General features: G+C 63.0%; 20 protein-coding genes and 1 riboswitch. Of the genes, 14 read left to right on the top strand and 6 right to left on the bottom strand.

Annotated elements, in window-relative coordinates:
* The first annotated feature begins 70 nt into the window (after window positions 1-70).
* The 7 genes from IAE40_RS04285 to IAE40_RS04255 are packed head-to-tail and all read left to right on the top strand — an operon-like array spanning window position 71 to window position 8,237.
* Window positions 71-1,828 (top strand): carbamoyltransferase family protein, encoded by a 1,758-nt coding sequence (locus tag IAE40_RS04285; RefSeq protein ID WP_065863816.1) that lies wholly within the window; start codon window positions 71-73, stop codon window positions 1,826-1,828.
* Window positions 1,812-2,942 carry a glycosyltransferase gene (locus tag IAE40_RS04280; RefSeq protein WP_200602729.1) on the top strand — a complete coding sequence of 377 codons (1,131 nt, stop codon included), beginning with the start codon at window positions 1,812-1,814 and terminating at the stop codon, window positions 2,940-2,942. Before IAE40_RS04285 ends, IAE40_RS04280 begins: the two co-directional genes overlap by 17 nt.
* Entirely contained in the window at window positions 2,942-3,838 is an 897-nt protein-coding gene (locus tag IAE40_RS04275; RefSeq protein ID WP_153774232.1) for an antimicrobial resistance protein Mig-14, read from the top strand. The genes IAE40_RS04280 and IAE40_RS04275 overlap by 1 nt, the downstream gene beginning before the upstream one ends.
* Window positions 3,835-5,238, top strand: coding sequence for a PIG-L deacetylase family protein (locus tag IAE40_RS04270; protein WP_200602728.1), 1,404 nt, complete (start codon window positions 3,835-3,837; stop codon window positions 5,236-5,238). Before IAE40_RS04275 ends, IAE40_RS04270 begins: the two co-directional genes overlap by 4 nt.
* 46 nt (window positions 5,239-5,284) lie before the next feature.
* Window positions 5,285-6,241 carry a glycosyltransferase family protein gene (locus IAE40_RS04265; protein WP_153774230.1) on the top strand — a complete coding sequence of 319 codons (957 nt, stop codon included), beginning with the start codon at window positions 5,285-5,287 and terminating at the stop codon, window positions 6,239-6,241.
* Between the two features lie 58 nt (window positions 6,242-6,299).
* A complete protein-coding gene (locus IAE40_RS04260; RefSeq protein ID WP_125931266.1) occupies window positions 6,300-7,073 on the top strand; it encodes a glycosyltransferase family 2 protein in 774 nt (257 codons plus the stop codon).
* 48 nt (window positions 7,074-7,121) lie between these two features.
* Window positions 7,122-8,237, top strand: coding sequence for a glycosyltransferase (locus IAE40_RS04255; RefSeq protein ID WP_153774229.1), 1,116 nt, complete (start codon window positions 7,122-7,124; stop codon window positions 8,235-8,237).
* Here IAE40_RS04255 and IAE40_RS04250 read toward each other — a convergent pair.
* Window positions 8,217-8,822: a toluene tolerance protein gene (locus IAE40_RS04250; protein ID WP_125931268.1), complete on the bottom strand. Its 606-nt coding sequence runs from the start codon at window positions 8,820-8,822 to the stop codon at window positions 8,217-8,219. The genes IAE40_RS04255 and IAE40_RS04250 overlap by 21 nt on opposite strands.
* A 100-nt stretch (window positions 8,823-8,922) precedes the next feature.
* On the opposite strand from IAE40_RS04250, the gene IAE40_RS04245 reads away from it, so the two are divergent.
* The 3 genes from IAE40_RS04245 to hldE all read left to right on the top strand — a co-directional run bounded on the left by IAE40_RS04245 (window position 8,923) and on the right by hldE (window position 13,473).
* Window positions 8,923-10,098 carry an O-antigen ligase family protein gene (locus tag IAE40_RS04245; protein ID WP_197891970.1) on the top strand — a complete coding sequence of 392 codons (1,176 nt, stop codon included), beginning with the start codon at window positions 8,923-8,925 and terminating at the stop codon, window positions 10,096-10,098.
* A 15-nt stretch (window positions 10,099-10,113) separates the two neighbouring features.
* Entirely contained in the window at window positions 10,114-11,922 is a 1,809-nt protein-coding gene (msbA, locus tag IAE40_RS04240) for a lipid A export permease/ATP-binding protein MsbA (protein ID WP_054893200.1), read from the top strand.
* A gap of 129 nt (window positions 11,923-12,051) precedes the next feature.
* Entirely contained in the window at window positions 12,052-13,473 is a 1,422-nt protein-coding gene (gene hldE / locus IAE40_RS04235) for a bifunctional D-glycero-beta-D-manno-heptose-7-phosphate kinase/D-glycero-beta-D-manno-heptose 1-phosphate adenylyltransferase HldE (protein ID WP_153774227.1), read from the top strand.
* 75 nt (window positions 13,474-13,548) lie between these two features.
* On the opposite strand, the gene IAE40_RS04230 is transcribed toward hldE, so the two are convergent.
* The 4 genes from IAE40_RS04230 to IAE40_RS04215 all read right to left on the bottom strand — a co-directional run bounded on the left by IAE40_RS04230 (window position 13,549) and on the right by IAE40_RS04215 (window position 16,939).
* Window positions 13,549-14,517 carry a metal ABC transporter ATPase gene (locus tag IAE40_RS04230; protein ID WP_200602727.1) on the bottom strand — a complete coding sequence of 323 codons (969 nt, stop codon included), beginning with the start codon at window positions 14,515-14,517 and terminating at the stop codon, window positions 13,549-13,551.
* A 37-nt stretch (window positions 14,518-14,554) separates the two neighbouring features.
* Complete coding sequence (locus IAE40_RS04225) at window positions 14,555-15,367, bottom strand: aldo/keto reductase (RefSeq protein ID WP_153774225.1); 813 nt, start codon at window positions 15,365-15,367, stop codon at window positions 14,555-14,557.
* Entirely contained in the window at window positions 15,364-16,539 is a 1,176-nt protein-coding gene (locus tag IAE40_RS04220) for an NAD(P)/FAD-dependent oxidoreductase (RefSeq protein WP_197891966.1), read from the bottom strand. Before IAE40_RS04220 ends, IAE40_RS04225 begins: the two co-directional genes overlap by 4 nt.
* Window positions 16,540-16,606: 67 nt before the next feature.
* On the bottom strand, window positions 16,607-16,939 hold the full coding sequence (locus tag IAE40_RS04215) for a DMT family transporter (RefSeq protein ID WP_054893153.1): 333 nt from the start codon (window positions 16,937-16,939) through the stop codon (window positions 16,607-16,609).
* A gap of 87 nt (window positions 16,940-17,026) precedes the next feature.
* Here IAE40_RS04215 and IAE40_RS04210 point away from each other — a divergent pair, with 87 nt between their 5' ends.
* From IAE40_RS04210 to IAE40_RS04200, 3 genes are all read left to right on the top strand, one after another.
* Window positions 17,027-17,917 carry a LysR family transcriptional regulator gene (locus IAE40_RS04210; RefSeq protein WP_153774223.1) on the top strand — a complete coding sequence of 297 codons (891 nt, stop codon included), beginning with the start codon at window positions 17,027-17,029 and terminating at the stop codon, window positions 17,915-17,917.
* 99 nt (window positions 17,918-18,016) lie between these two features.
* Window positions 18,017-19,297 carry a lipid IV(A) 3-deoxy-D-manno-octulosonic acid transferase gene (waaA, locus tag IAE40_RS04205; RefSeq protein WP_153774222.1) on the top strand — a complete coding sequence of 427 codons (1,281 nt, stop codon included), beginning with the start codon at window positions 18,017-18,019 and terminating at the stop codon, window positions 19,295-19,297.
* Between the two features lie 122 nt (window positions 19,298-19,419).
* On the top strand, window positions 19,420-19,869 hold the full coding sequence (locus IAE40_RS04200) for a hypothetical protein (protein ID WP_153774221.1): 450 nt from the start codon (window positions 19,420-19,422) through the stop codon (window positions 19,867-19,869).
* Between the two features lie 44 nt (window positions 19,870-19,913).
* Here the strand turns inward: IAE40_RS04200 and IAE40_RS04195 are convergent, their stop codons facing one another.
* Window positions 19,914-21,350, bottom strand: coding sequence for a TolC family outer membrane protein (locus IAE40_RS04195; protein WP_054893157.1), 1,437 nt, complete (start codon window positions 21,348-21,350; stop codon window positions 19,914-19,916).
* A gap of 160 nt (window positions 21,351-21,510) precedes the next feature.
* A riboswitch (TPP riboswitch) is annotated at window positions 21,511-21,618 on the top strand.
* A 158-nt stretch (window positions 21,619-21,776) separates the two neighbouring features.
* Between IAE40_RS04195 and thiC the strand changes: the two genes are divergently transcribed.
* A complete protein-coding gene (gene thiC / locus IAE40_RS04190) occupies window positions 21,777-23,657 on the top strand; it encodes a phosphomethylpyrimidine synthase ThiC (protein ID WP_054893158.1) in 1,881 nt (626 codons plus the stop codon).
* Window positions 23,658-23,767: the final 110 nt, after the last annotated feature.

Genomic DNA, 23,767 nt, shown 5'->3' with positions numbered 1-23,767 from the left:
TCCCGCCCTTTAGCCGCCAGCCGCCCACGAGGCCGCTGGCGCATCTCTACCGAATGAAGAGGCTAGTCCCTTGGCATTGACGATTCTTGGCCTGTCCGGCGCCCTTAGCCATGACCCTTCCGCGGCCTTGTACATCGACGGCAAGCTGGTTGCCGCTGCAGAAGAAGAGCGCTTCGTGCGTGACAAGCATGCGAAGAACCGCATGCCCTACGAATCGGCGAAGTTCTGCCTGGAGCAAGCCGGTATCAAACCGTCCGACGTTGATGTGGTGGCCATTCCGTTCGCCCCCATCAGCCTGTTCGGCAAGGCCCGCTGGCACTACGCCAAGCGCTACTGGTACGCCCCGGACCGCGCCCTCGATGCGATCCTGATGGGCAACCGTCGCTACAAGCGCTACCGCAAGAAGATCGTCTGGTGCCTGGAGCAACTGGGCTTCGACCCGAAAAAGGTCAAGATCGAACCGGTCGAGCACCACCTGGCCCACGCCTCCAGCGCTTATCACTGCTCGGGCTTCAAGGAAAAGACCGCGATCCTGGGCATCGACGGCAAGGGCGAGTACGCCACCACCTTCTTCGGCTACGGCGAAAACGGCAAGATCCACAAGATCAAGGAGTTCTTCGACCCGGATTCGCTGGGCGGCCTGTACGGCGCGATCACCGAGTTCCTGGGCTTCGAGATGCTCGATGGCGAGTTCAAGGTCATGGGCATGGCCCCGTATGGCGACGCCAGCAAGTACGATTTCTCCCGTCTGGCCAGCTTCGAGAACGGCGAACTGGTGATCAACACCGAGTACGCCAACGTTATCGGCCTGCGTCGCTATAAAGAGAAGGGCAAGGGCTTCTACTTCTCACCCAAGCTGATCGAATGGCTGGGCCCCAAGCGCGAAGGCGATATCGCCGACGAGCCGTACATCCATTACGCGGCCAGCATGCAGGCGCTGTTCGAAAAGCTCGCCTTGCAGATGATCGACCATTACCTGGGCGACATCCTCAAAGAGACCGGCAAGCTGGCCTTCGCCGGTGGCTGTGCGCTGAACGTCAAGCTGAACCAGAAGATCATCGCCCGCCCCGACCTCAAGGAGCTGTTCGTCCAGCCGGCCTCCGGCGACGCCGGTACCGCGGTCGGTGCAGCGGCCTACGTGTCCCACGCCCGTGGCGTGCCGGTCGAGAAGATGGAGCACGTCTACCTCGGCCCTGCGTACTCCAACGAGGACGTTATCGCTGCCTGTGCCCGCCATCCGAATGCGCCGAAGTGGCGCAAGCTCAGCGACATGCCGCAGCGCATCGCCAAGATCATGGTCGATGGCAATCCGGTGGCCTGGTTCCAGGGTCGCATGGAGTTCGGCCCGCGTGCACTGGGTGGTCGTTCGATCATCGGCTGCCCGAGCGTGCCGAACGTTGCCGATCGTATCAACGAGCAGATCAAGTTCCGCGAGCGCTGGAGACCATTCTGCCCGTCGATGCTCGACACCGTTGCACCGCAGATGATCAAGATCGACCATCCTGCTCCGTTCATGACCTTCACTTTCGAAGTGGCCGAAGAGTGGAAGACCCGTGTGCCGGAAGTGGTGCACGAGGACGGCACCTCGCGTGCCCAGGTGCTCAAGCGCGAGTACAACCCGCGCTACTACGACATGATGAAGGCGCTCGAGGAGCTGACCGGCAACGGCGTGTCGCTGAACACTTCGCTCAACCGCCGTGGCGAACCGATGATCTGCTCGCCTACCGACGCGTTGAACATGTTCTACGGTTCGGACCTGCAATACCTGATCATGGAAGACATCCTGGTGGTCAAGGACGGCGCGGCCGCGTATGACCAGCCGCTCTGACCTGCGTGTCCTGCAGTTCTGCCATGGCTACGACGGGCCGTTCCTCGACTGCGCCCGTCAGTACGCCAGCCTGTTCGAGGGGCGTGGCTACAAGGTCACCACGGTCTTCCTTACCGGCAAGGCCAACGCGCAGGTGGCTGCAGGCTGTGCATCCGACGAAGTGCTGTTTCTCGAGTTCAGCTCCAAGGCCGTACGCGGCCTGAAGCTGGGCGCGATCCGCGCGCTGCGCAAGATCGCGGCCGAGCGCCGTTTCAGCTTCTGCATCGCCCACCGCTTCAAGCCGATCTATGTCGCGCTGCTCGGCACCGGCTTGCCGGTGATCGGCGTGCATCATGCCTTCGGCGATTACCAGCGCAAGGGGCGGCGCCTGTTCGCCAACCTGTTTCGCAAGCGCTTGAGCCTGCTGGGTGTGTCCAACGCGGTGCGTGACGATATGCGCCGCTGTCTGGCGCAGTGGCCGCACGAACGCATCCAGACGCTGTACAACCGTATCGACGTCGAGGCGCTGCAGTCCAGTCTCGTGCCGCGCGACGAGGCACGGCGTACCCTGGGGCTCGATGCACAGGCGTGGATCGTCGGCAACGTCGGCCGTCTGCACCCGGACAAGGACCAGGCGACCCTGCTGCGCGGTTTCGCCGAGGCGTTGCCGGGCCTGCCGGCCAATGCGCGTCTGGTGGTGCTGGGCAAGGGGCGGCTGGAAGACACGCTCAAGGCCCAGGCAGCCGAACTGGGGATTGCCGACCGTGTCGACTTCCTTGGCCAGGTGCCGGATGCCCGTCGGTATTTCCAGGCGTTCGATGTGTTCGCCCTGAGCTCTGACCACGAACCCTTCGGCATGGTCCTGCTGGAGGCGATGGTCGCCGGCGTACCCTTGTTGGCCACGGCCTGTGGCGGTGCGCGCGAAGTGGTCGAAGGGGTAGGTGTGCTGTTCCCGCTGGGCGACGCCGGGCAACTGGCGCAGGGGCTGAAGCACATGGCCGGGCTGAGCGACGATCAGCGTCGCGAATGCGCGCAACTGATGCTGCAGCGTCTGCGCGAGCGATTTTCCGACGCAGCCGTGCGCCAGGCGTTCTGGCAATTACCACAGGTGCGTGCACTGGAGGCTCGCAGCTGATGCTCAATCATCTGAAGGCCTGGCGCGAGCGCGGCTGGGCCGTTATCGATGCGAACGAGTATGCGCACACCTGGCAGCGTTTCGGCGGCAGTGTCGCCACTCATCCGTTGGTGGTCGAGCAACTGGCTGAACTTGCACAGATTCCGGTGCGCTACCTGGGCTGGCGCCAAGGCGGCGAGCTCGTGGCGGCAGTGCCCACCTGGGGACGGCACCTGGCGTTGTCCAAGGATGTTCTCAAGCGTCATGGCAAGAAGGGGCTGTTCGACCTGGGCAATGCCGAGCTCATCCTGCCTGCAGCGGTTGATGCTGCTGCGCCCTTGCGCCACGCCGGACGCTACCTGTCGGAGCTCAATCACGGGCGCTTCGAGGGCTTGAAACCCCAGGCCGAGCAATTGGCCATGGCGCGCCCGCATGAAGATCTGTCGAAGAAGTTTCGCTACAACCAGCGCCGCGAACTGCGCCTGCTGGAGGAGGCCGGTGGCGTGGTGCGTCCGATCACCGACTTCAGTGGTGCCGAGATCGCCGCGATGTACTGCGACCTGTTCCAGCGCCGCTGGAGCTTCCCCGCGACCGGCGCTGCGCGTATGGCTGAGGTGGTCGAGCGCTTGCGCGAGCTGCTGATCGGCTCGGTGCTGTTTCTCGAGGACAAGCCGATTGCCATCCAGCTGATTTACCGGGTCGAGTCGCCCGAATGGATCAGCGTCGAGTACGTCAACGGTGGTGTGGACCCTGAAACCAAGGCGTTCAGCCCCGGCAGCGTGCTGAGCTTCCTCAATACCCAGGCCGCCTGGGAAGACGCCAGCGCCCGTGGCAAGGCCCTGCGTTTCTCATTCGGCCGTGCCGACCGTGAATACAAGGACCGTTGGTGCAACCCGGTCCCGGTGTACCAGGCATGAGTCGCAAGCAGCAATTGCTCAAGCGCCACCGGCGCAACAAGCGCCTCGGGCTGGTGATCGGGTTGTTGCTGCTGATCGCATTGGGCGCGCTGAGCTGGTGGTGGCTGCCATTGTTGCTGCTGCCGCTGGTCTGGGCCGCCCACGAAGCCTGGTTCGCCGATCATCTGTTCTACGCGCCCGGCGAAGATTATGTCTTCGACTTCGGCGAGCACAGCCGTGTCGAGGCCGTCGGCATTCAAGACGGCGTGCTGAAGAGCGCTGCATCATTCAGCGATGATGACACGCTGATCCTCGAGGTTCGTGTGAGGTCTGGGTGGCTTGGTCGCTTTCTCGATCCTCGGGTCGAGCTGGTCGCGGACGCCACGCATGACAGCCAGACCTTCGAGCGCGGCGTCGATGGCGTGCGTTTTCTCAACCTGACCGGCCTTGGCGCGGCACTGCGCGATGGGCGACTGCGCCTGCTCGGGCGCCACTGCCGACTGCTGGGCGAGCCGCGCCTGTGGATAACCGCGGCTGTGGAGTTGCGCCGTCGCCGGGTCATGGTGATCGCCCCCCATGCTGACGATGCAGAGCTGGCGGCTTACGGGCTCTACAGCCAGGCCGACGAGGCCTGGGTGGTCACACTGACCGCTGGCGAGATCGAGGCCGAGCACTACCAACAGATGGGTCTGGCCAAGGCCGAGGCGGCGCAGCTCAAGGGGCGCCTGCGCGCCTGGGACAGTATTGCCGTGCCACGTTGGGCCGGGGTGCCGGAGGCCCGTTGCGTGCAGTTGGGCTATTTCTGTCTGCAATTGCCTGCCATGCAGACTGCACCCGATCAGCCTGCGGCCTCGCGTGAGGCGGAGATGACCGATATCCGGCCGTTCCGTCGTTTCAATCCGTTTCCGCTGCCGGCCGATGCCGATGGTGCGCCGACCTGGAACAACCTGCTGGCCGACTTGCGCGTGCTGCTGCAGATGGCCCGCCCAGAGATTCTGGTCATGCCGCACCCGCAGCTCGATCCACACCCGGATCATCTCTGTGCCCAAGCGGCCGTGCTCGAAGCCTTGCAGGGGTTGGACTGGCAGCCGCAGACCTTGTTGTGCTACGCCAACCACCTGCACGACAACGACCGCTGGCCCATGGGTGACAGCGGTGATGGCATTGCCCTGCCGCCGCAACTCGAAGCAGGCCAACCCTGGGCGCCCTGCAGCCTGGTGCTGGACGTACCGACCCAGCGCGACAAGGCCATGGCGCTGGGCATGATGCACGACCTGCAGCCTCCGGCGCCGTTCAAGCGTCGCCTGCGGCGCCTGTTGCAGCGCTGGCTGGCCGGGCGTCGGCCGTCGCCTTATGGGGAGAACGAATTCTTCCGCAAGGCGGTGCGTCGACATGAACTGTTCTGGCGCCGCGAGCTGTGAGTGCCCGATGATTGACCGCGATGGCGTCACGCCCCCAAGGAATGCAATGAAAGTCCTATTTCTGGTGCAGAAGGAACAACGGGCCATCCTCGATCGCCTGTACGACGGCGTCGCGGCCAACTGCGAGTGCGATTTGCGCTGGTTGTCGAGCGACGACCAGCGCAACCTGCGACGCTACTTCAAGCGTGAAGTGGACGTCGAGCGCTATGACCGTATCGTCTTTTTCCTGCGCTTCAAGCAGGAGATCCGCCAGGTCGGCTTCATTCGCACGATCCCTAATCTGGTGATCCTCGAGCACGACGCCTACCAGAACTACATTCCCTGCAAATACACCGGCAAGTTCAGCGCGCACTACCGCAAACTGCCTTGGGCGCGAGTGATCAGCTCTGGCTACATGGTCAGCGAGCGCCTGCGCCAGGAAGGTTTCGATGCGGTGTTCGTGCCCAAGGGCTATGACGAGCAATTGCTGACCGACCAGGGGCGTGAGCGTGATATCGAACTGGCCTTTGTCGGCAGCACCAAGAGCGTCGCCTATAGCGGCCGCAAGGCGTTGCTCGATGAACTGGGGCAGGTGGAGAACCTGGTCGTGACTCGTACCAAGTCCGGTGAAGACTACTGCAATACGCTCAACCGTATCCGCTTCTTCGTCAGTGCCGACGTTGGCATGGGCGAGTACATGATCAAGAACTTCGAGGCCATGGCCTGTGGCTGCGTGCTGCTGGCTTTCGACCAGGGCGAGGCGGAAAACCGTGCGTTGGGTCTCGAGGACATGCACAACGTGGTGCTGTACGACAGCATCCCGGTGCTGCAGGAGAAGTTGCGGACATTGCGCGCCGATCCGGCACTCGCCGAACGCATCGCCGCCAATGGCCGCGAACTGGCGGTTTCTGGCTTTAGTTTTGCCCAGGTCGGGCGTAGCATCGTCGACCACATGATGCCCCCCCTCAGACCACGAGCGCCGCTCAGTGCGTGGCAGCGTCTGCGTCTGAAACTGGGGTTTTGAACCACATCAACCTGTCCATCGGACGGATTGGAAATGGCCGCAAGGCGGAGGGAGCCCAGTGCGCTTCTCGGAAAACAGTGACATCACGCTGGTGGTAACCAGCTGCGGGCGTTTCGACCTGCTCAAGGCAACGCTGGAAAGCTTCGACCGCTACAACACCGCGTCGATCCGTGAGGTGTTCATCACCGAAGACTCGGGAGACGATGCGGTTCACGCTGCCGTCCCCGAGCATTGGAAGGCCCACTGCAAGGTGTTCGTCAACCGGCCCAAGCTCGGGCAACTGGCGTCGATCGACCTGGCCTACAGCCACGTCAAGACGCCCTACATCTTCCATTGCGAGGATGACTGGAGCTTCTATCGCCAGCACTTTGTCGAGGACTCCCGGCTGATCCTCGAGGCCAGCCCGCAGATCCTGCAGGTATGGCTGCGCAGCCATGCTCACGACCTGGCGATCCATAGCCCGTACATCCGCCTGGGAGACCGTCAGGTTATCGCCAATGTGCCGTGCTACCCCTTGCTTTCAGAAAAAGCCGATTGGCAGGCTTTCTCTCTGAATCCAGGATTGCGTCGGCTGAGCGATTACCAGACTTGTGCACCATTTGCGGGGTATCCCGGAGAAAAAGCACTGTCTCGGCGGTACGCCGAGCTGGGCTTGACCGCAGTCACGCTTGAGGGGGACGCGGTCTTGCATACGGGTTTCGGTAGTCATGTGACATTGCCGGGGGAGGCCCAGCGCAAGGCCAAGCGTCGCCAGCGTGACCGGATGAAACTTGTGGCTATGCTCGTAATAGGCGCATTGGTCGGTATCGGAATCGGCTTTCTTGCTCATTGAATCGGTTGACCCAGCGGTCGGCCTGCCGCGTACGAGGGAGCTCCACCGATGAATGTCATCAATGTGATGTGGTCGGGTGGTGCCCCGTACATGTCCGTTCACAAAGTACACCGACAGATCTTGTGTCATGTCGCAGACGACGCCGAGATCAGCAACTGGTTGTTGCTTGGCGAGGGCATGTGCTCTGGCATGGGGGCCATCCGCGAATGGCATATGCCGGCACGTGTACTCAAGGGGCGCAGGTTCTGGCGCCTGTTGATGCCTTGGCTGCACAGACGTTTGCGTGTGGCGCTGGAACACGCCCGACCTGATGTACTGCTGCTCGACGGCATGGGGGTAGCGCGGCTGATTTTGCCGCTGATGCACCACTTCCCGAATACCCGGGTTGTCGTACTGTTTCATGGGACGACACGTATGCGAGGACGCGACATTCGTTTGCTGCGCATGCTGCCGGCGAATCGCCTGAGTATCGCTGCGGTGTCGCGCACGCTTGGCCAGGCACTTGAGCAGGCACTCGGGCGTCCTGTGCATACCCTGCGCATCGCGCTGGATCCGCAGGTCTTTGCCGCATCGCTGTTCGACCGTGACCAGGCTCGACGCTCGCTGGCTTTGCCGCAGCAGTCGAGGCTCGTGTTCGGTGCTGTCGGACGCCTGGTAGAGAGCAAGGGTTTCGAGATGCTGATCGAGGCTTTTGCAAGGGTATGCAGACAGCACTTGGATGTCCGCCTGGTCATCCTTGGCGACGGTGAATTGCGCGAGCGCCTGAGTGCGCGGGTCGAGGCCCTGGGGCTTGGCGACAGCGTGCAGCTTTGCGGCTACCGTTCAGACCTGTCGCAGCTGTATAGAGCCTTCGACTGGTTGCTGGTGCCGTCGCGCTCCGAGGGCTTGGGGCTGGTGCTTCAGGAAGCCGTGCTGGCCGATGTGCCGGTGCTGTGCAGCGACCTGCCAGTGTTTCGCGAGCAACTGGGACAGGCCGGACGCTATCTCCCGGTTGGTGACGAGTCTGCATGGGTGCGTGCCATCGAAGAATGCAACACGCTCAATGAACAGCAAACGGCGGCATCACAACGCCGCGCCCTGGACCCGGAGCAGGCCTGGCAAGCTTTCAGCCAGGGCTCCCGGGCGGTGTTCAAGAGCTCAGGCTCAGCGCCCGAGCAGCGCTGACTTCAGCTCGGCGAGCGGGAAGTGCTCGCCGAGCCGCTCCCGCTCGATGTAACTGGCCAGGTGCTGAACGTTGCGCCGAACCATTCGTGCAGACAACGGTGGACGCAGGAAGCGCATATCGGCGACGTCGATCAGCCCCAGCCGTTGCTCTGGAGTGACAACGACATTGCCCAGGTGCAACGAACGAAAGTAGACCCCTGAACGATGCAGGTGCTGGATCAGTTCGATCAACGGTGGCAGGTAGTCGTTCCAGCTGAATCCCGGAAGGCGGGAGCGCTGCAGGAGTGTTTCACCGGGCAGCGGACGGTAGAGCACGGCCGTGCGTCCAGGCAGATCCAGTTTGTGGTGGCTGATCACATCGAGGGTGGGAATGCCCAGTTGGGTCAGGCGTACTGCGTTTTCGATGAAACGCTGCGAGTAGGGGCGCAGCAGCGCAGATGAAATCAGACGTTTACGACGAAAAACCTTGAGGATATTCCCATCCTCTAGCAGGTAGACTTTGGCGCCGTGACTGTCAGCTTCCAGAATCCTGGCACCATGAGTCAGCTGGTCGAAGTCGGCCTGGGGGAGACGGGAGCATTGCATGGATGTGTGCCTTGTCTTGTGCAGCAAAATGACTGGCAATAATGCCGAAAATAACGTGGTAGCACCATGACGGTGTCATCGGATTGATCGGGGAGAAGCGATGTTGCATGAAAAGCGCTGGGCCCAGGCCTGGCTCGGATTCGGTTTTATCTGGTTCCTTGCGGCGATTGCCCTGGCGCCGAGCAACAAGCTCTACCAGCAAGGTCTGATCCTGTTTCTCTGGTTGCCGACGCTGGTGCTTGCCTGGCCCGCACGCCATCTCCTCCTTGCGAGCTGGCGCCTTCAGCCGGCGCTTTGGACGACGGTGACGCTGCTGTTGGGCTGGGGGGCGATTAGCTTGGCCTGGTCGCCCACCGACGAAGGGGCGCGCGAGGGCAAGCGGCTGGTGTACATTCTGTTGTTCCTGATGTCTTTCCCGCTGCTGGCGCAAATGAATGCCAGTCGTGTGCGACTGTTGCTGCGCGTCGGCGGAGTATTGCTGGCGATTGCCGCGTTGATTTCGATCTATCGCTTCTATCTGCTTGCCGGCAAACCTTTGGCTATGCGTCTTGAGGGTATCGGTCAGATTAGCCATCCGATTCTGGGAGCCTATGTGATAGGGGTCATGGCGGTAGCAATGCTCTATGACGTTCCCCGCGATCGTTTCCTGCAATTGGGCTGGGTGCTGGCACTGGCTTGCATGGGGGTTTTCATCGCCCTTTGCCAGAGCCGCGGCGCAGCCATCGCGTTGCTGCTCACCGTATTGCTGGCTCCTTTCTGGATGCGTGAGCGATTCAGCAAGCTGATCGCCATACTTGCCCTGATGGCCTCCGCGCTGACGCTATACCTGTTCCACGATCAGGCCATGCAGCGAGGCTCGTCCTATCGTCCGGAGATCTTTCACGCGGCATTGCAGATGATCAGCCAGCACCCCTGGACCGGGCTGGGCCTTGGTGCGTTCTATCGGGTCGAGGTGCCAGGGATGGAGTTCGACCATACCCATAACCTGATGACGCATGTCGCCGTCGAGCTTGGGCTGCCAGGCATGCTGCTTTGGCTCGCGACATGGTTGTTCGCCCTGCGTGAAATCTGGCGCGCCAGGGATACCATGTTGGGCAAGTTGGCACTGGGGATGTGGCTGTTCTCCACCGTGGCCATGCAACTTGACGCCGCAAGCCTCACCGGTACCCCCCGCGCGGAGTGGTTCATCAGCTGGTTGCCGGTCGGCCTGGCGATGATGTTGCCGTGGGTGCATGCCGAGCGAAAAGCCTGTGGTAAAATTTCCGGTTCAATCTGAACAGCGAGCTCGATGATGGCCGAAACACCGCGACCGGCGGACAACCCCACCAGCCTGAAGATCTATTTCAGGCTGCTGGGCTATGTGAAACCCTACATCGGCATTTTCCTGCTGAGCATTATCGGTTTCGTGATCTTTGCCTCGACCCAGCCGATGCTGGCGGGGATCCTCAAGTACTTCGTCGATGGCCTGAGCAATCCGCAAGCGGTGTTGTTCCCCGACGTCCCCTACCTGCGCGACTTGCAATTGCTGCAGGCGGTGCCGTTGCTGATCATCCTGATCGCTGCCTGGCAAGGGCTCGGGTCGTTCCTCGGTAACTACTATCTGGCCAAGGTGTCCCTCTGCCTGGTCCACGACCTGCGCCTGGAGCTGTTCAACAAGTTGTTGGTGCTGCCCAACCGCTACTTCGACAGTCATAACTCCGGGCACCTGATCTCGCGCATCACCTTCAACGTCACCATGGTCACCGGTGCCGCCACCGACGCGATCAAGGTGGTGATCCGTGAAGGCCTGACCGTGGTGTTCCTGTTCATCTACCTGATGTGGATGAACTGGAAGCTCACCCTGGTGATGGTTGCCATCCTGCCAGTCATTGCAGTGATGGTGAGTACTGCCAGCAAGAAATTCCGCAAGCAGAGCAAGAAGATCCAGGTGGCCATGGGGGACGTCACCCACGTGGCCTCCGAAACCATCCAGGGCTACCGCGTGGTGCGCAGCTTCGGCGGCGAAGCCTACGAAGAGCGTCGTTTCAGAAATGCCAGCCAGAGCAACACCGACAAGCAGCTGCGCATGAACAAGACCGGCGCCCTCTACACCCCGGCCCTGCAACTGGTGATCTACAGCGCCATGGCCGCGCTGATGTTCCTGGTGCTGTTCCTGCGTGGCGATGCCTCGGCTGGCGACCTGGTCGCCTACATCACGGCGGCAGGCTTGTTGCCCAAGCCGATTCGCCAGCTTTCGGAGGTCAGCTCGACCATTCAGAAGGGCCTGGCCGGCGCCGAGAGCATCTTCGAGCAGCTCGACGAGAAGCCCGAGGTGGACGGCGGTACCGTGGAGAAGGAGCGTGTCGAGGGCCGTCTGGAGGTGCGCAACCTGAGCTTCACCTATCCAGGCACCGAGCGTCAGGTGCTGACCGACATCAGCTTCGTCGCCGAGCCCGGGCAGATGATCGCCCTGGTGGGGCGTTCTGGCAGCGGCAAGTCGACACTGGCGGCGCTGATCCCGCGTTTCTACCACCACAACAAGGGCGAGATCCTGCTCGATGGTGTGGAAATCGAGGATTATCGCCTACGTAACCTGCGCCGACATGTGGCTCAGGTGACCCAGCATGTCACCCTGTTCAACGACACCGTGGCCAACAATATCGCCTATGGCGACCTGGCCGGTGCGCCGCGCGAGGCCATCGAGGCTGCCGCGGCCGACGCCTACGCCAAGGAGTTCGTCGACCAACTGCCCAAGGGCTTCGACACCGAGGTCGGCGAGAATGGTGTGCTGCTGTCCGGTGGCCAGCGCCAGCGCCTGGCAATCGCCCGGGCGCTGTTGAAGAACGCTCCCCTGCTGATCCTCGACGAGGCGACCTCGGCACTGGATACCGAGTCCGAGCGTCATATCCAGGCGGCGCTCGACCATGTGATGGAAGGGCGCACCACCCTGGTGATCGCGCACCGCCTGTCGACCATCGAGAAGGCCGACCTGATCCTTGTCATGGACCAGGGGCGCCTGGTCGAGCGTGGTACCCATGCCGAACTGCTTGAGGCTAATGGCCATTATGCCCGCCTGCACGCCATGGGACTCGATGAGCCGGACAAGGCCGATATCACCTGAAACCCTCATGAATCGGGGCGTGTGCGCCCCGATTGTCACTGGAATTGTCCCCGCCGCAGTTGGCGTTAAAGCCGCCGGCTGCCGTGTGCTAATATCCTGCCCCTGTTCATTTTTCCATATGGGTTGCCCATGAAGTTGTCCATGCCGCGTTTCGATCAAGCCCCGGTACTCGTGGTCGGCGATGTGATGCTCGACCGCTACTGGCATGGCGGTACCTCGCGTATCTCGCCTGAAGCGCCGGTGCCGGTGGTCAAGGTCGACCAGATCGAGGATCGGCCCGGCGGTGCGGCCAACGTTGCCTTGAACATCGCGGCGCTTGGCGCCCCGGCTTCGTTGGTGGGCGTCACCGGCCAGGACGAAGCGGCCGACAGCCTGGCCAACAGCCTGCAGGCCGCTGGTGTGCGCTCGGTGTTCCAGCGCATTGCGCACCAGCCCACCATCGTCAAGCTGCGGGTCATGAGCCGCCACCAGCAACTGCTGCGCATCGATTTCGAAGAGCCCTTCGCCACCGATCCGCTGTCGCTGGGGGCCGAGGTCGATGCGCTGCTCGAAGGCGTCAAGGTGCTGGTGCTGTCGGATTACGGCAAGGGCGCGCTGAAGAACCACCAGTCGCTGATCCAGGCTGCTCGCAGCAAGGGCATCCCGGTACTGGCCGACCCCAAGGGCAAGGATTTTTCCATCTATCGCGGTGCCAGCCTGATCACCCCCAACCTCAGCGAGTTCGAGACCATCGTCGGGCGTTGCGCCGATGAAGCCGAGCTGGTCGCCAAGGGTTTGCAATTACTCGACGATCTTGACCTCGGCGCGTTGCTGGTGACCCGCGGGGAACATGGCATGACCCTGCTGCGCACCGGTCATCCGGCCTTGCACCTGCCGGCCCGCGCCCGTGAGGTGTTCGACGTCACCGGTGCTGGCGATACCGTCATCTCGACGCTGGCGGCTGCCATTGCCGCAGGCGAGGACCTGCCGCACGCGGTGGCCCTGGCCAACCTGGCCGCGGGCATCGTCGTCGGCAAGCTGGGTACCGCAGCCATCAGCGCCCCGGAGTTGCGCCGGGCGATCCAGCGCGAAGAAGGCTCCGAGCGCGGGGTGCTGGGGCTCGAGCAGTTGCTGCTGGCCATCGACGACGCGCGTGCGCACAACGAGAAGATCGTCTTCACCAATGGTTGTTTCGACATTCTCCATGCCGGGCATGTGACGTATCTGGAGCAGGCCCGTTCCCAGGGGGATCGCCTCATCGTTGCGATCAACGACGATGCTTCGGTCAGCCGTCTCAAGGGGCCTGGGCGTCCGATCAACAGCGTTGATCGCCGCATGGCGGTGCTCGCCGGCCTGGGGGCGGTGGACTGGGTCATCAGTTTCCCTGAGGGAACGCCCGAAAACCTGCTGCGCCAGGTCAAGCCGGATGTGCTGGTCAAAGGCGGCGACTACGGGATCGACCAGGTGGTCGGTGCGGATATCGTCAAGGCCTATGGCGGCACGGTGAAAGTGCTGGGTTTGGTCGAGAACAGCTCGACCACCGCGATCGTCGAGAAGATCCGCAAGAACTAAGCAGGTGCTGCATCGCGTATCACCGGCCTTGCCTGTGATCGCGGGGCAGGTTGCAGCGGCCAGGCGCCGCTGCTGCTATTTATGCAGTGTGGTCTTTGCCCGCTGCAGCAACGCCCGCGCCTTGTCGCTGAACCGCTGCAGGTGCGAAGGCTTCTCGGGCCGGCTCTCCACCAGCCCTTGCTGACGCACCCAATCCCGCCAGCGCACGCGCTCTTCCCTCACCACCCACTCATCCTGCAGGGCGAAGCTTTCGGCCAGGTATAGCCCGCGTGTGCTCGCGGGTATCAACTGATCCTTCTTCAGGGTGTACAGCTCCGCCAGTGGCTTGCCGTCCTTTAGGGGCATCAGATACAGATCAGGGCGCTTGCGGTTGAGCCGAGCCACCAGTTGGTCGCCTTCCAGGCGCTCGTCGACGTGAAACAGGCTGAGCGACTTGGCCTCTTTGGGTATTTGCAGACGCAGATCGTAAATCAGTTGCAGCGAGGCGGTGGGCAGGTGCACATAGGCCCGTGGTCGCTCGAGCAGCATCAGGTTGCCGCAGTGTACCGGCCGCGCCGCGCCCGAGGCCGGGCTCAGGGTGAAGGGCAGGGCTTCGCGGTAGTGCAGGGCCGCGGCATAAGGGGCGGGTAGCCAAGTGTCGTTGAAACGTCCGCCCAACCAGCCTTCCGGGGTTTCCAGCAGGCATTCTTCTGCCACTTCCTGGATGGCCGTGTGCAGCGGGAGGTTGAGCTCTTGGGCAGGTACGTAACCGGAGATCAGCTTGAGTACGACATCGCCGCGGTCCTGGCGGCGCTGGCGCACCAGCACCCAGTAGTCGCGGTTCTGCCAGTTGAGGGTCAGGCGTACCGAAACGCCCAGGTTGGCCAGTTCGATGACGAAGCGTTCGCTGTCATCCAGCTGGATCGCCTTGCGCCGTTGCAGGGTCTGCGCGAAGTTCAGCGGCATACCGATGCTCTGGTAGCTCAGGCGTTCCGGGGTGGCTTCGACATGCAGCGGCAGGGTCTTGAAGTTGCTCGGGTTCTTGCGGATAAGCGTACGCGCCACGAGGCTCCTCCTTGCATTCGGCGGCCGCGTGAGCGGCTCAGGCCTGGCCCAGAATACGGGCGACGGTGGCCACGTTGTGGGCCAGGTGCAACGGATTGATGGTGCCGACAATAGCACTGCTGACCCCCGGATGGGCGAACAGCAGCTCGAAGCTGGCCTGGACCGGGTCGACTCCTGGAGACAGACAGATATGCCCGCTGGCCAGGGCCTTCTTCACCAGGATGGCCTTGCCGTGTTCGGCAGCGTAGTCCAGCACCGGACGCTCCGCCTGCTCGTTGAGGTTGTAGGTGATCATCGCGCAGTCGCCCTGTTCCAGTGCTTTCAGGCCGCCGGCGGCGGTCTTGCCGGAAAAGCCATAGCCGAGGATCTTACCCTCCTGCTTGAGTGCGGCGAGTGTCTGGTAGACCTCTTGCTGCTCGAGGATGGCCAGGTCGTTGCCGTCGGAATGCACGAGAACCAGCTCGATACGGTCGGTTTCCAGGCGCTTGAGGCTGCGCTCGACCGAGCGTCGGGTATGGGCGGCGCTGAAATCGAAGTGGGACAGGCCGTTTTCGAACTCTTCGCCGACCTTGCTGACGATGATCCAGTCGTTACGCTGGCCACGCAGCAATGGGCCGAGACGCTCTTCACTGCGACCATAGGCCGGCGCGGTGTCGATCAGGTTGATGCCCAGCTCGCGCGCCTGCGACAGCAGCAGGCGGGCCTCGTCGTCGCCGGGGATGGTGAAACCGTTGGGATACTTCACGCCCTGGTCGCGGCCAAGCTTGACCGTGCCCAGCCCCAGTGGCGATACCTTCAGGCCGGTGTCGCCCAAGGGACGGTGGAAATCGTGCAGGGTCGGCAGGCTCATGGCAGCAGTTGCTCCCAGGCCGGCACGCCGAGTGGTGGACGCGGCAAGTCCGTCAGGTCGGCCTGGGCGCTCGGGCAAATACCATCGCGCTCGAAGGCGGCCAGGACGCGGTCGGAGAAGTCTGGCGCCAGCGCCAGCTTGGTCGGCCAGCCAACCAGCAGGCGCTCCTGCTCGCTGAGGAAGGCGTTGTCGGGGCGTACCAGGCCCGACTGTGCGGGCTCTGCGCGATCGACGCGCAAGGTGGCCCAGCGCACCTGGCTTTGATCGACCCAGGGCAGCAGGCCGGCGATCTCTTTTTGCGCTGCGGCAATCTGCGCGGCCGGCTCGCGTGCCACGCCATCGGCTTCGGCGAGGTCGCCGCCCAGGTACCAGACCCACTGGCCATCGGCCGCCGGGTGGGTGGTCACGGTGACCCGTGGCTTGGGACCGCCGCCCAGGCAGTGGGCGTACAGCGGCTTGAGGTTGGGGCCTTTGGCCAGGACCATGTGCAGTGGCCGGCGCTGCTGCGCGGGCTGGCTCAGGCCGAGCGCATGCAACAGGTCCTCGGTGCCGCCGCCAGCACTGAGCACGATGCGTTGGGCGCGAATCTCGCGACCATCGACCTTCAGGCCGACCAGCGCCTGGCCTTCGTGCAGGGGCTCGATCCGCTCGCCAGCGAGCAGGCTGTCACCGGCCAGTTGCGCGAGGTTGCCGAGCAGGCTGGGTACATCGATGACCAGCTCGGCCAGACGGTAGACCTTGCCTTTGAAGGCGCGGTCCTGCAGGGCCGGTGGCAACTGCTCGCCCTTGACCTGATCGACCCGGCCGCGCACGGCCTTGCTGGCGAAGAAGCTGGTGAGGTTGCCGGCCAAAGTGCCGGGCGACCATAGATAGTGGGCATCGGAGAGCAGGCGGGTGTCGCGCAGGTCCAGCTCGCCGCTGCCGGCCAGGGCCTCGCGCCAGCGCCGCGGCATGTCGGCGATGGCCTCCGAAGCGCCGGTCAGCGCGCCGTGCAGGGCGTACTTGGTGCCGCCATGGATGATGCCCTGGGACTTGATGGTCTGCTCGCCGCCAAGGGTGGCGCGCTCCACCAGCACCGTCGAATAGCCCTGGCGACGTAGCCGGGCATTGAGCCAGAGGCCTGCGACCCCGGCGCCGACGATGAGTACGTCAGTGGAAATGGCGGATGGCATGCGGGCACCTCGAAAACTGGAACGATTGCCCAGTATACAGCCCGTGCCCGGCAATGTTGCCTATCGATCAATGCCCAGCAGTCTTGGAGAAGAGCTGGATCACCACCACACCCCCTACGATCATCGCCATCCCCAGCATGGCCGGTACATCCAGCTTCTGCCCATAGATCACCAGCGCTGCGATGCTGATCAGCACGATCCCCATGCCGGACCACACCGCGTAGGCGATACCCACTGGAATGCTGCGCACCACCAGCGTGAGCATCCAGAAGGCCACGGCATAGCCACACACCATCAGCAGCAACGGCAACGGCGTACTCAGGCCCTTGACCGCTTTCATCGAAGCGGTGGCGATGACCTCGGCGCAGATGGCAATGGCGAGATAGGTGTAGGCATTCATGATCGGTTTCCTCTGGTTACTGGTCGGGCATTCTAGGTTGTTCCTGATTGCGGTAAAGTCATTACCTATCGATTCTGGAGATAGGTAATGGCCGAACAGTGGAACCTTGAACAGTTGCGGCTATTCGTCCAGGTCGCCGAGCTACGCTCGTTTTCTGCCGTGGCCCGTGCCCAGCGCAAGGCGCAGTCGGCCGTGAGCAACGCCATTGCGCTGCTCGAAGCAGACCTTGGCGTGATCCTTTTCGAACGCAGCAGTGGTCGCCAGCCGCGTCTGACCGAAAGTGGTGAAGCCTTGCTGCGTGACGCTCAGGAGTTGTTGCGCCAGTGCGAGCGGCTCGATGGTCGCGCCCAGGCCTTGATGCGCGGCCAGGAACCGCTGCTGCGGGTGGCCCAGGACGAAGCCATGCCCTACCAGCCGGTGATCGACAGCCTTGATGAGCTGGCCAGCCAGTTCCCCTTTCTCCAGGTGCAACTGGCCAGTGGCGCACAGGGCGACGTGGCGCGCAAGCTGGTCGGGCGGCGGGCAGATCTCGGCTTGTTTTTTCATCACGAAAGCATCCCGGACTCGCTGGAGCGCCGTACCCTGGGCAGTGTCGAGATGGTCACGGTCTGTGCTGCGCATCATCCGCTTGCCCATGCCGGACGGGTAACCTGTCAGCAGCTGGCGCGTCACCGGCAGTTGCTCATCGCCCCACAGGACAGCGACTATCCGGGCGGCGAGCCGGTCAGCGCTCAGGTCTGGCGTGCCGACAGCTTCTACGTCATGGCCGAGTTGCTGATGCGCGGTCTGGGCTGGGCCTGGCTGCCACGGCATGTGGTCCAGTACCCGACGTACCAGGCGCACATGGTCGAGCTCGATAGCGAATGGCGCCCGCCGGCGCTGGTTGCCGAGCTGGCCTGGCGGCGCGACGAGCCGCTTGGGCCGGCAGCCCAATGGCTGGCTGAGCGCTTTGCCAAGCACCTGCGGGCAATCGGCTAGTCTGACAGACCTTTTTCCTGTGAATCCGAGGGGCTGTCTTCAACGTAGTATGGGCGAGTGCAGACACATTTCAGACAGACCCTAGTAAACTGCGGCGCCATGAACAGAACCCTCTACACCCTGCTGTTTCACCTGGGCCTGCCGCTGGTTGCGCTGCGCCTGTTCCTGCGTGGGCGCAAGGCGCCAGCGTATCGCCAGCGCATCGCCGAGCGCTTTGCCTGCAAGCTTCCGGCCATGCGCCAGGGCGGTATCTGGGTGCATGCGGTATCGGTGGGCGAGAGCATCGCTGCGGCGCCGATGGTCAAGGCACTGCTCACGGCTTACCCGGACCTGCCCATCACGCTGACCTGCATGACCCCGACCGGCTCGGAGCGTATCCGCGCGATGTTCGCCAGCGAGCCACGAGTCCAGCACTGCTATCTGCCCTATGATCTGCCCTGGGCAGCGGCGCGCTTTCTCGATCATGTGCGTCCGAAGCTGGGCATCATCATGGAAACCGAACTGTGGCCCAACCATATCCACCAGTGCGCCAGGCGCGGTATTCCCGTGGCCCTGGCCAATGCGCGGTTGTCGGAGCGTTCGGCACGCGGTTATGCCCGTTTCGCCGGCCTGACCCGGCCGATGCTCGAAGAGATGAGCCTGATTGCGGTACAGACCGAGACCGAGGCCGAGCGTTTTCGCAGTCTGGGCGCCCGCGCGCAGTGCGTGCAGGTGACCGGTTCGATCAAGTTCGACCTGAAGGTGGACGATCAGCTGCTGCCACGTGCACGCCAGTTGCGCGAGCAGTGGTCGGCCCTGCAGCGGCCGGTGTGGATCGCTGCAAGCACTCATGAGGGCGAGGATGCGCTCATTCTCGAAGCCCACCAGCGCCTGCTGCAGGTGCATGGCGATGCACTCCTGATCCTGGTGCCACGTCACCCGGAGCGTTTCGATGCGGTGCATGAACTGTGTCGCGAACGTTTCACCACGGTGCGACGTTCTTCGGGTGCGGCGGTAGACGGGCAGGTCCAGGCCTTGCTTGGCGATACCATGGGCGAGTTGATGTTCCTCTACGCCTTGGCCGATATCACCTTCGTCGGCGGCAGCCTGGTGCCCACTGGCGGGCACAATCCGCTGGAGCCGGCAGCGCTCGCATTGCCGGTGATTACCGGCCCGCACGTGTTCAACTTCCTCGAGATCAGCGCGATGTTGCGTGAGGCCGGTGCGTTGCAGCAAGTTGACGATGCCGAAGGGCTGGCTGCTGCAGTCCGACGCCTAGTTGAGCTTCCACAGGATTGCCGGCGCATGGGCGAGGCGGGCAGGGCGGTGATGCAGGCCAACCAGGGTGCCCTGCAACGATTGCTCGAGGCCCTTGGGAGGCTCATTCAGACGCGCTCATGATGTCCTCTTTCGACCATCTCCATGCATGTGTTCGGCACGAGATCAGGGTGGTAATTATGTGGCGATGTGGCTGAGTGGGATGGCAGTAGGCTCGACATGAGGATGCCGCTGGGGCATCTCTAATGGAGAACTACAACATGCGCTCTTTTATCCTGTCTTTTGCTTTGCTCACGGCGTCGCTTCCCGCATTCGCGTACCTGGCACCTCGGCCGATCGAGGCCGGGGGTTTCGACAGTCCCTGGATTGAGATGCTCGTGGATCATGCGGATCCTAACGCAAACGTCGATGTGAATGGTGACACCTTCGTTGTGGACGACCAAGCTTCGTACAACGTGGACGATGAAAGTCGGGGAGGGTTGTTTTTCGTTCCGCGGGAGCTGGGGAGTGAAGACTTCCACGAGTCGTTCTCGCTGGGTAGCGGTGCCCGCACCTGCAGCTACTCTATCAAGTACACCGTCGAAACATCGAGTCTGCAGCCCTCTGCAAGCTCGACGGGCCCCGAGTTGGCCTCCTGCACGCATGAGCTGACGCAGAATGGTAATCGAAATACCGTGAAATTTGTCATGGACTGAACTGCACAAGGGGCGAGCCGCCAGCTCGCCCCTTGTCATGTTCTTCAGGGCCGCCGCTCGAAGTTTTTCGCGGCTGCGGCCGCAAGATCCGGTGGCAGGAAGTCCTTGTCCGGGTTGTAGTCGGCTTTAAGGTAGCGCCCCAGGTCTTGAAGGTCTTGCGGGCTCAGCGTGCCGGCGGCCTGCTTGAGGCGAAGGTTGTCGAGGATGTAGTCGTAGCGGCTGTTGTTATAGTCGCGCACCGAAGTGTAGAGCTGGCGCTGCGCGTCGAGCACGTCGACGATGTTGCGGGTGCCGACCTGGTAGCCGATCTCGGTGGCTTCCAGGGCGCTCTGGTTGGAGATGATCGACTGTTTGCGGGCCTGCACCTGCTCCACATCGGTATTCACCGCGCGGTGCAGGTTGCGAGTGTTCTCCACCACCTGGCGGCGCAGGCTTTCGCGCTGCTGTTCGCTTTGGCTCAGGCGGGCATAGGCTTCACGCACCTGTGAGCTGGTCAGCCCGCCGCTATAGATCGGAATGTTCAGTTGCAGGCCAATGCTGGTCTGCTCCACGTCACCGCCGTAGCGCACGCCGGGTTGCGGCGCAGGGTTGGTGAAGCCGAGGTTGTCGTTGTCGCCCTTCTGGTAACGCGCCACGGCATCGAGGGTCGGGGCGTGGCCGGCCTTGCGCTGGCGCAAGGTTTCCTCGGCGGCATCGACGGCGTGGTTGGTCGCCAGCAGGTTGAGGTTCTGCCGTGCGGCGGTCTCCACCCAGGCCTTGGCGTCGTTGGGCGCCGGTACCTGCACCGGCAAGCTGTGGACCACACCTTGCAGCGACCCGTACTCGCGGTTGGTCAGGGTCACCAGCGCCTCGAAGGCGTCCTGCACCTGGCGCTCGGCGATGATCCGATTGGCACGGGCGGTGTCGTAGCTGGCCTGGGATTGCAGCACGTCGGTCTTGTCGGAGAGCCCGACGTCGAAACGCTCGTTGGACTGGTCGAGCTGGCGCTTGAACGCTGCTTCCTCGGCTTTGGTCGAGGCCAGGTTGTCCTGCGCGCGCAAGACGGCGAAATAGTTTTCGGCCGTTTGCAGGATCAGGTTCTGCTCGGTGGCCGACAGCTCCAGCGCCGCTTGCTCGTTGACCGCCTCGGCGGCCTGCAGTTGGAACCAGCGGTCGGCACGGAAGATCGGCTGCGACAGTGTGGCACTCCAGGAGTTACCGCTGCGGTTGGAGGTGATCGAGGGTTCGTCCAGCTTGGTGCGGGTGTTCATCATTTCCGCACCGGCGGACAGATTGGGCAGCAGGCCTGCCCTGGCCTGCGGCACCACTTCACGGCGGGCGCCGTAGTCGGCGCGGGCGGCGGCGAGATCGGCGTTGTTGTTCACCGCTTCCTGGTAGACGCTGACCAGGTCGGTCTTCACCGTCGTGGGCACATCCGCTGCCCAGACCACTCCGTTGGACGCACAAGACACGGCAATCGCCAGTGAAAGTTTGCGCAGCATAGGGCAATCCTTGTACGAAATTGAATTTCTGAACTGTTGAGTATCGTGCGATGCGCCAGTGTAGTGCCGCTGGCTGTCGGCAACAATCCGCCTGTTGCACCTTTCGTCTCTCGTGCATTTACACGCTTGGCTTTGCCGACCACTCCAGTCTAGACTGCGCACGTTCTTGTCGGGGTGCCTTGAATCGAAGGCTGAGATCGGAGAGTTTCCGGATCCCGTTGAACCTGATCAGGTTAGCGCCTGCGTAGGGAACAAGATTGCTCGCCTTCCCGGGGAGCCTCTTGTGCCAGGTCCGGGAATGTCAGGCTGTCATGCAGCCAAGGCACCCCATGTATCCGGCACTGCACTCCATCCAAGGGGTGCGTCCGCGCCTTTCAGGTTCTCCCCGACATTCCGCCCGCTAGGAAGCTGTCTGGAGAGCCTGTGATGAGTAAACAAGAAAAAGCGATCAGCCTGAGCGAGTCGGCCAAAGTCGACCAGCAGTCCGTGCAACCCTTGCCCAATTCGCGCAAGGTCTACGTCCAGGGCTCGCGCCCGGACATCCGCGTGCCCATGCGCGAGATCAGCCTGCACGACACCCCCACCGACTTCGGCGGCGAGAAGAACGCGCCGGTGCTGGTCTATGACACTTCCGGCCCCTACACCGATCCCAACGTCATCATCGATGTGCGCAAGGGCCTGGGCGATGTGCGTTCGGCCTGGATCGACGCGCGTGGCGATACCGAGCGCCTGGAAGGCCTGAGCTCGAATTTCGGTCAGCAGCGCCTGAACGACGCCGAACTCGCCAAGCTGCGCTTCGCCCACGTCCGCAACCCACGCCGCGCCAAGGCCGGTGCCAACGTCTCGCAGATGCACTACGCGCGCCAGGGCATCATCACCGCCGAGATGGAATACGTCGCCATCCGCGAGAACATGAAACTGCAGGAGGCCCGCGCTGCCGGCCTGCTCGACCAGCAGCACGCCGGTCACAGCTTCGGGGCCAGCATCCCGAAGGAGATCACCCCCGAATTCGTACGTGAAGAGATCGCCCGCGGTCGCGCGATCATCCCTGCCAACATCAACCACACCGAACTCGAGCCGATGATCATCGGCCGCAACTTCCTGGTGAAGATCAACGGCAACATCGGCAACAGCGCCCTGGGTTCCTCGATCGAGGAGGAAGTGGCCAAGCTGACCTGGGGTATCCGTTGGGGCTCGGACACGGTCATGGACCTGTCCACCGGCAAGCACATCCACGAGACCCGCGAGTGGATCATTCGCAACTCGCCGGTCCCGATCGGCACCGTGCCGATCTACCAGGCCCTGGAAAAAGTCAACGGCGTTGCCGAAGACCTGACCTGGGAGCTGTTCCGCGACACCCTGATCGAGCAGGCCGAGCAGGGCGTGGACTACTTCACCATCCATGCCGGCGTATTGCTGCGCTATGTGCCGCTGACCGCCAAGCGCGTCACCGGCATCGTCAGCCGTGGCGGTTCGATCATGGCCAAGTGGTGCCTGGCGCATCACAAGGAGAACTTCCTCTACACGCACTTCGACGAGATCTGCGAAATCATGAAGGCCTACGACGTCAGCTTCTCGCTAGGCGATGGCCTGCGTCCGGGCTCGATCGCCGACGCCAACGATGCAGCCCAGTTCGGTGAACTGGAAACCCTCGGCGAGCTGACCAAGATCGCCTGGAAGCACGACGTGCAGTGCATGATCGAAGGCCCAGGCCATGTGCCGATGCAGTTGATCAAGGAGAACATGGACAAGCAGCTGGAGTGCTGCGACGAGGCGCCGTTCTACACCCTCGGCCCGCTGACCACCGACATCGCACCGGGCTACGACCACATCACCTCCGGTATCGGTGCGGCAATGATCGGCTGGTTCGGCTGCGCGATGCTCTGCTACGTCACGCCCAAGGAGCACCTGGGCCTGCCGAACAAGGATGACGTCAAGACCGGCATCATCACCTACAAGATCGCCGCGCATGCTGCTGACCTTGCCAAGGGCCACCCGGGTGCACAGATCCGTGACAACGCGCTGTCCAAGGCGCGCTTCGAGTTCCGCTGGGAAGACCAGTTCAACCTCGGCCTGGATCCGGACACCGCACGCTCGTTCCACGACGAGACCCTGCCCAAGGAATCGGCCAAGGTTGCGCACTTCTGCTCGATGTGCGGGCCGAAGTTCTGTTCGATGAAGATCACCCAGGAAGTGCGCGAGTACGCGGCCAAGATCGAAGCCGTGGATGTGACCGCCGAGCAGGGCATGCGCGAGCAGGCCGAGCGGTTCCGCCAGGAAGGCAGCCAGCTTTATCACAAGGTGTAAGTGATGCCGGCAGGGTGGTGGTGAGCCACTCTGCCGTTGCATTTGTATCGAGGCCTCCGGCCCTTTCGCGGGCAAGCCCGCTCCCACAAGCTCGTAGGAGCGGGCTTGCC

The sequence above is a fragment of the Pseudomonas sp. S44 genome (genome assembly GCF_016624805.1).
Lineage (GTDB): Bacteria > Pseudomonadota > Gammaproteobacteria > Pseudomonadales > Pseudomonadaceae > Aquipseudomonas > Aquipseudomonas machongensis.
Note: the sequence above shows the minus strand (reverse complement) of the source record. Positions and strands in the feature narration are given on the sequence as shown.

Bases quoted from the DNA above. Each gene is read 5' to 3' on its own strand.
- IAE40_RS04195 (WP_054893157.1), bottom strand. From the start codon at position 21,350: ATGCTGCGCAAACTTTCACTGGCGATTGCCGTGTCTTGTGCGTCCAAC.
- IAE40_RS04275 (WP_153774232.1), top strand. From the start codon at position 2,942: ATGCTCAATCATCTGAAGGCCTGGCGCGAGCGCGGCTGGGCCGTTATC.
- msbA (WP_054893200.1), top strand. From the start codon at position 10,114: ATGGCCGAAACACCGCGACCGGCGGACAACCCCACCAGCCTGAAGATC.
- IAE40_RS04280 (WP_200602729.1), top strand. From the start codon at position 1,812: ATGACCAGCCGCTCTGACCTGCGTGTCCTGCAGTTCTGCCATGGCTAC.
- waaA (WP_153774222.1), top strand. From the start codon at position 18,017: ATGAACAGAACCCTCTACACCCTGCTGTTTCACCTGGGCCTGCCGCTG.
- IAE40_RS04255 (WP_153774229.1), top strand. From the start codon at position 7,122: ATGAATGTCATCAATGTGATGTGGTCGGGTGGTGCCCCGTACATGTCC.
- IAE40_RS04270 (WP_200602728.1), top strand. From the start codon at position 3,835: ATGAGTCGCAAGCAGCAATTGCTCAAGCGCCACCGGCGCAACAAGCGC.
- IAE40_RS04210 (WP_153774223.1), top strand. From the start codon at position 17,027: ATGGCCGAACAGTGGAACCTTGAACAGTTGCGGCTATTCGTCCAGGTC.
- IAE40_RS04245 (WP_197891970.1), top strand. From the start codon at position 8,923: ATGTTGCATGAAAAGCGCTGGGCCCAGGCCTGGCTCGGATTCGGTTTT.
- IAE40_RS04220 (WP_197891966.1), bottom strand. From the start codon at position 16,539: ATGCCATCCGCCATTTCCACTGACGTACTCATCGTCGGCGCCGGGGTC.
- IAE40_RS04250 (WP_125931268.1), bottom strand. From the start codon at position 8,822: ATGCAATGCTCCCGTCTCCCCCAGGCCGACTTCGACCAGCTGACTCAT.
- thiC (WP_054893158.1), top strand. From the start codon at position 21,777: ATGAGTAAACAAGAAAAAGCGATCAGCCTGAGCGAGTCGGCCAAAGTC.
- IAE40_RS04265 (WP_153774230.1), top strand. From the start codon at position 5,285: ATGAAAGTCCTATTTCTGGTGCAGAAGGAACAACGGGCCATCCTCGAT.
- IAE40_RS04200 (WP_153774221.1), top strand. From the start codon at position 19,420: ATGGAGAACTACAACATGCGCTCTTTTATCCTGTCTTTTGCTTTGCTC.
- hldE (WP_153774227.1), top strand. From the start codon at position 12,052: ATGAAGTTGTCCATGCCGCGTTTCGATCAAGCCCCGGTACTCGTGGTC.
- IAE40_RS04225 (WP_153774225.1), bottom strand. From the start codon at position 15,367: ATGAGCCTGCCGACCCTGCACGATTTCCACCGTCCCTTGGGCGACACC.
- IAE40_RS04215 (WP_054893153.1), bottom strand. From the start codon at position 16,939: ATGAATGCCTACACCTATCTCGCCATTGCCATCTGCGCCGAGGTCATC.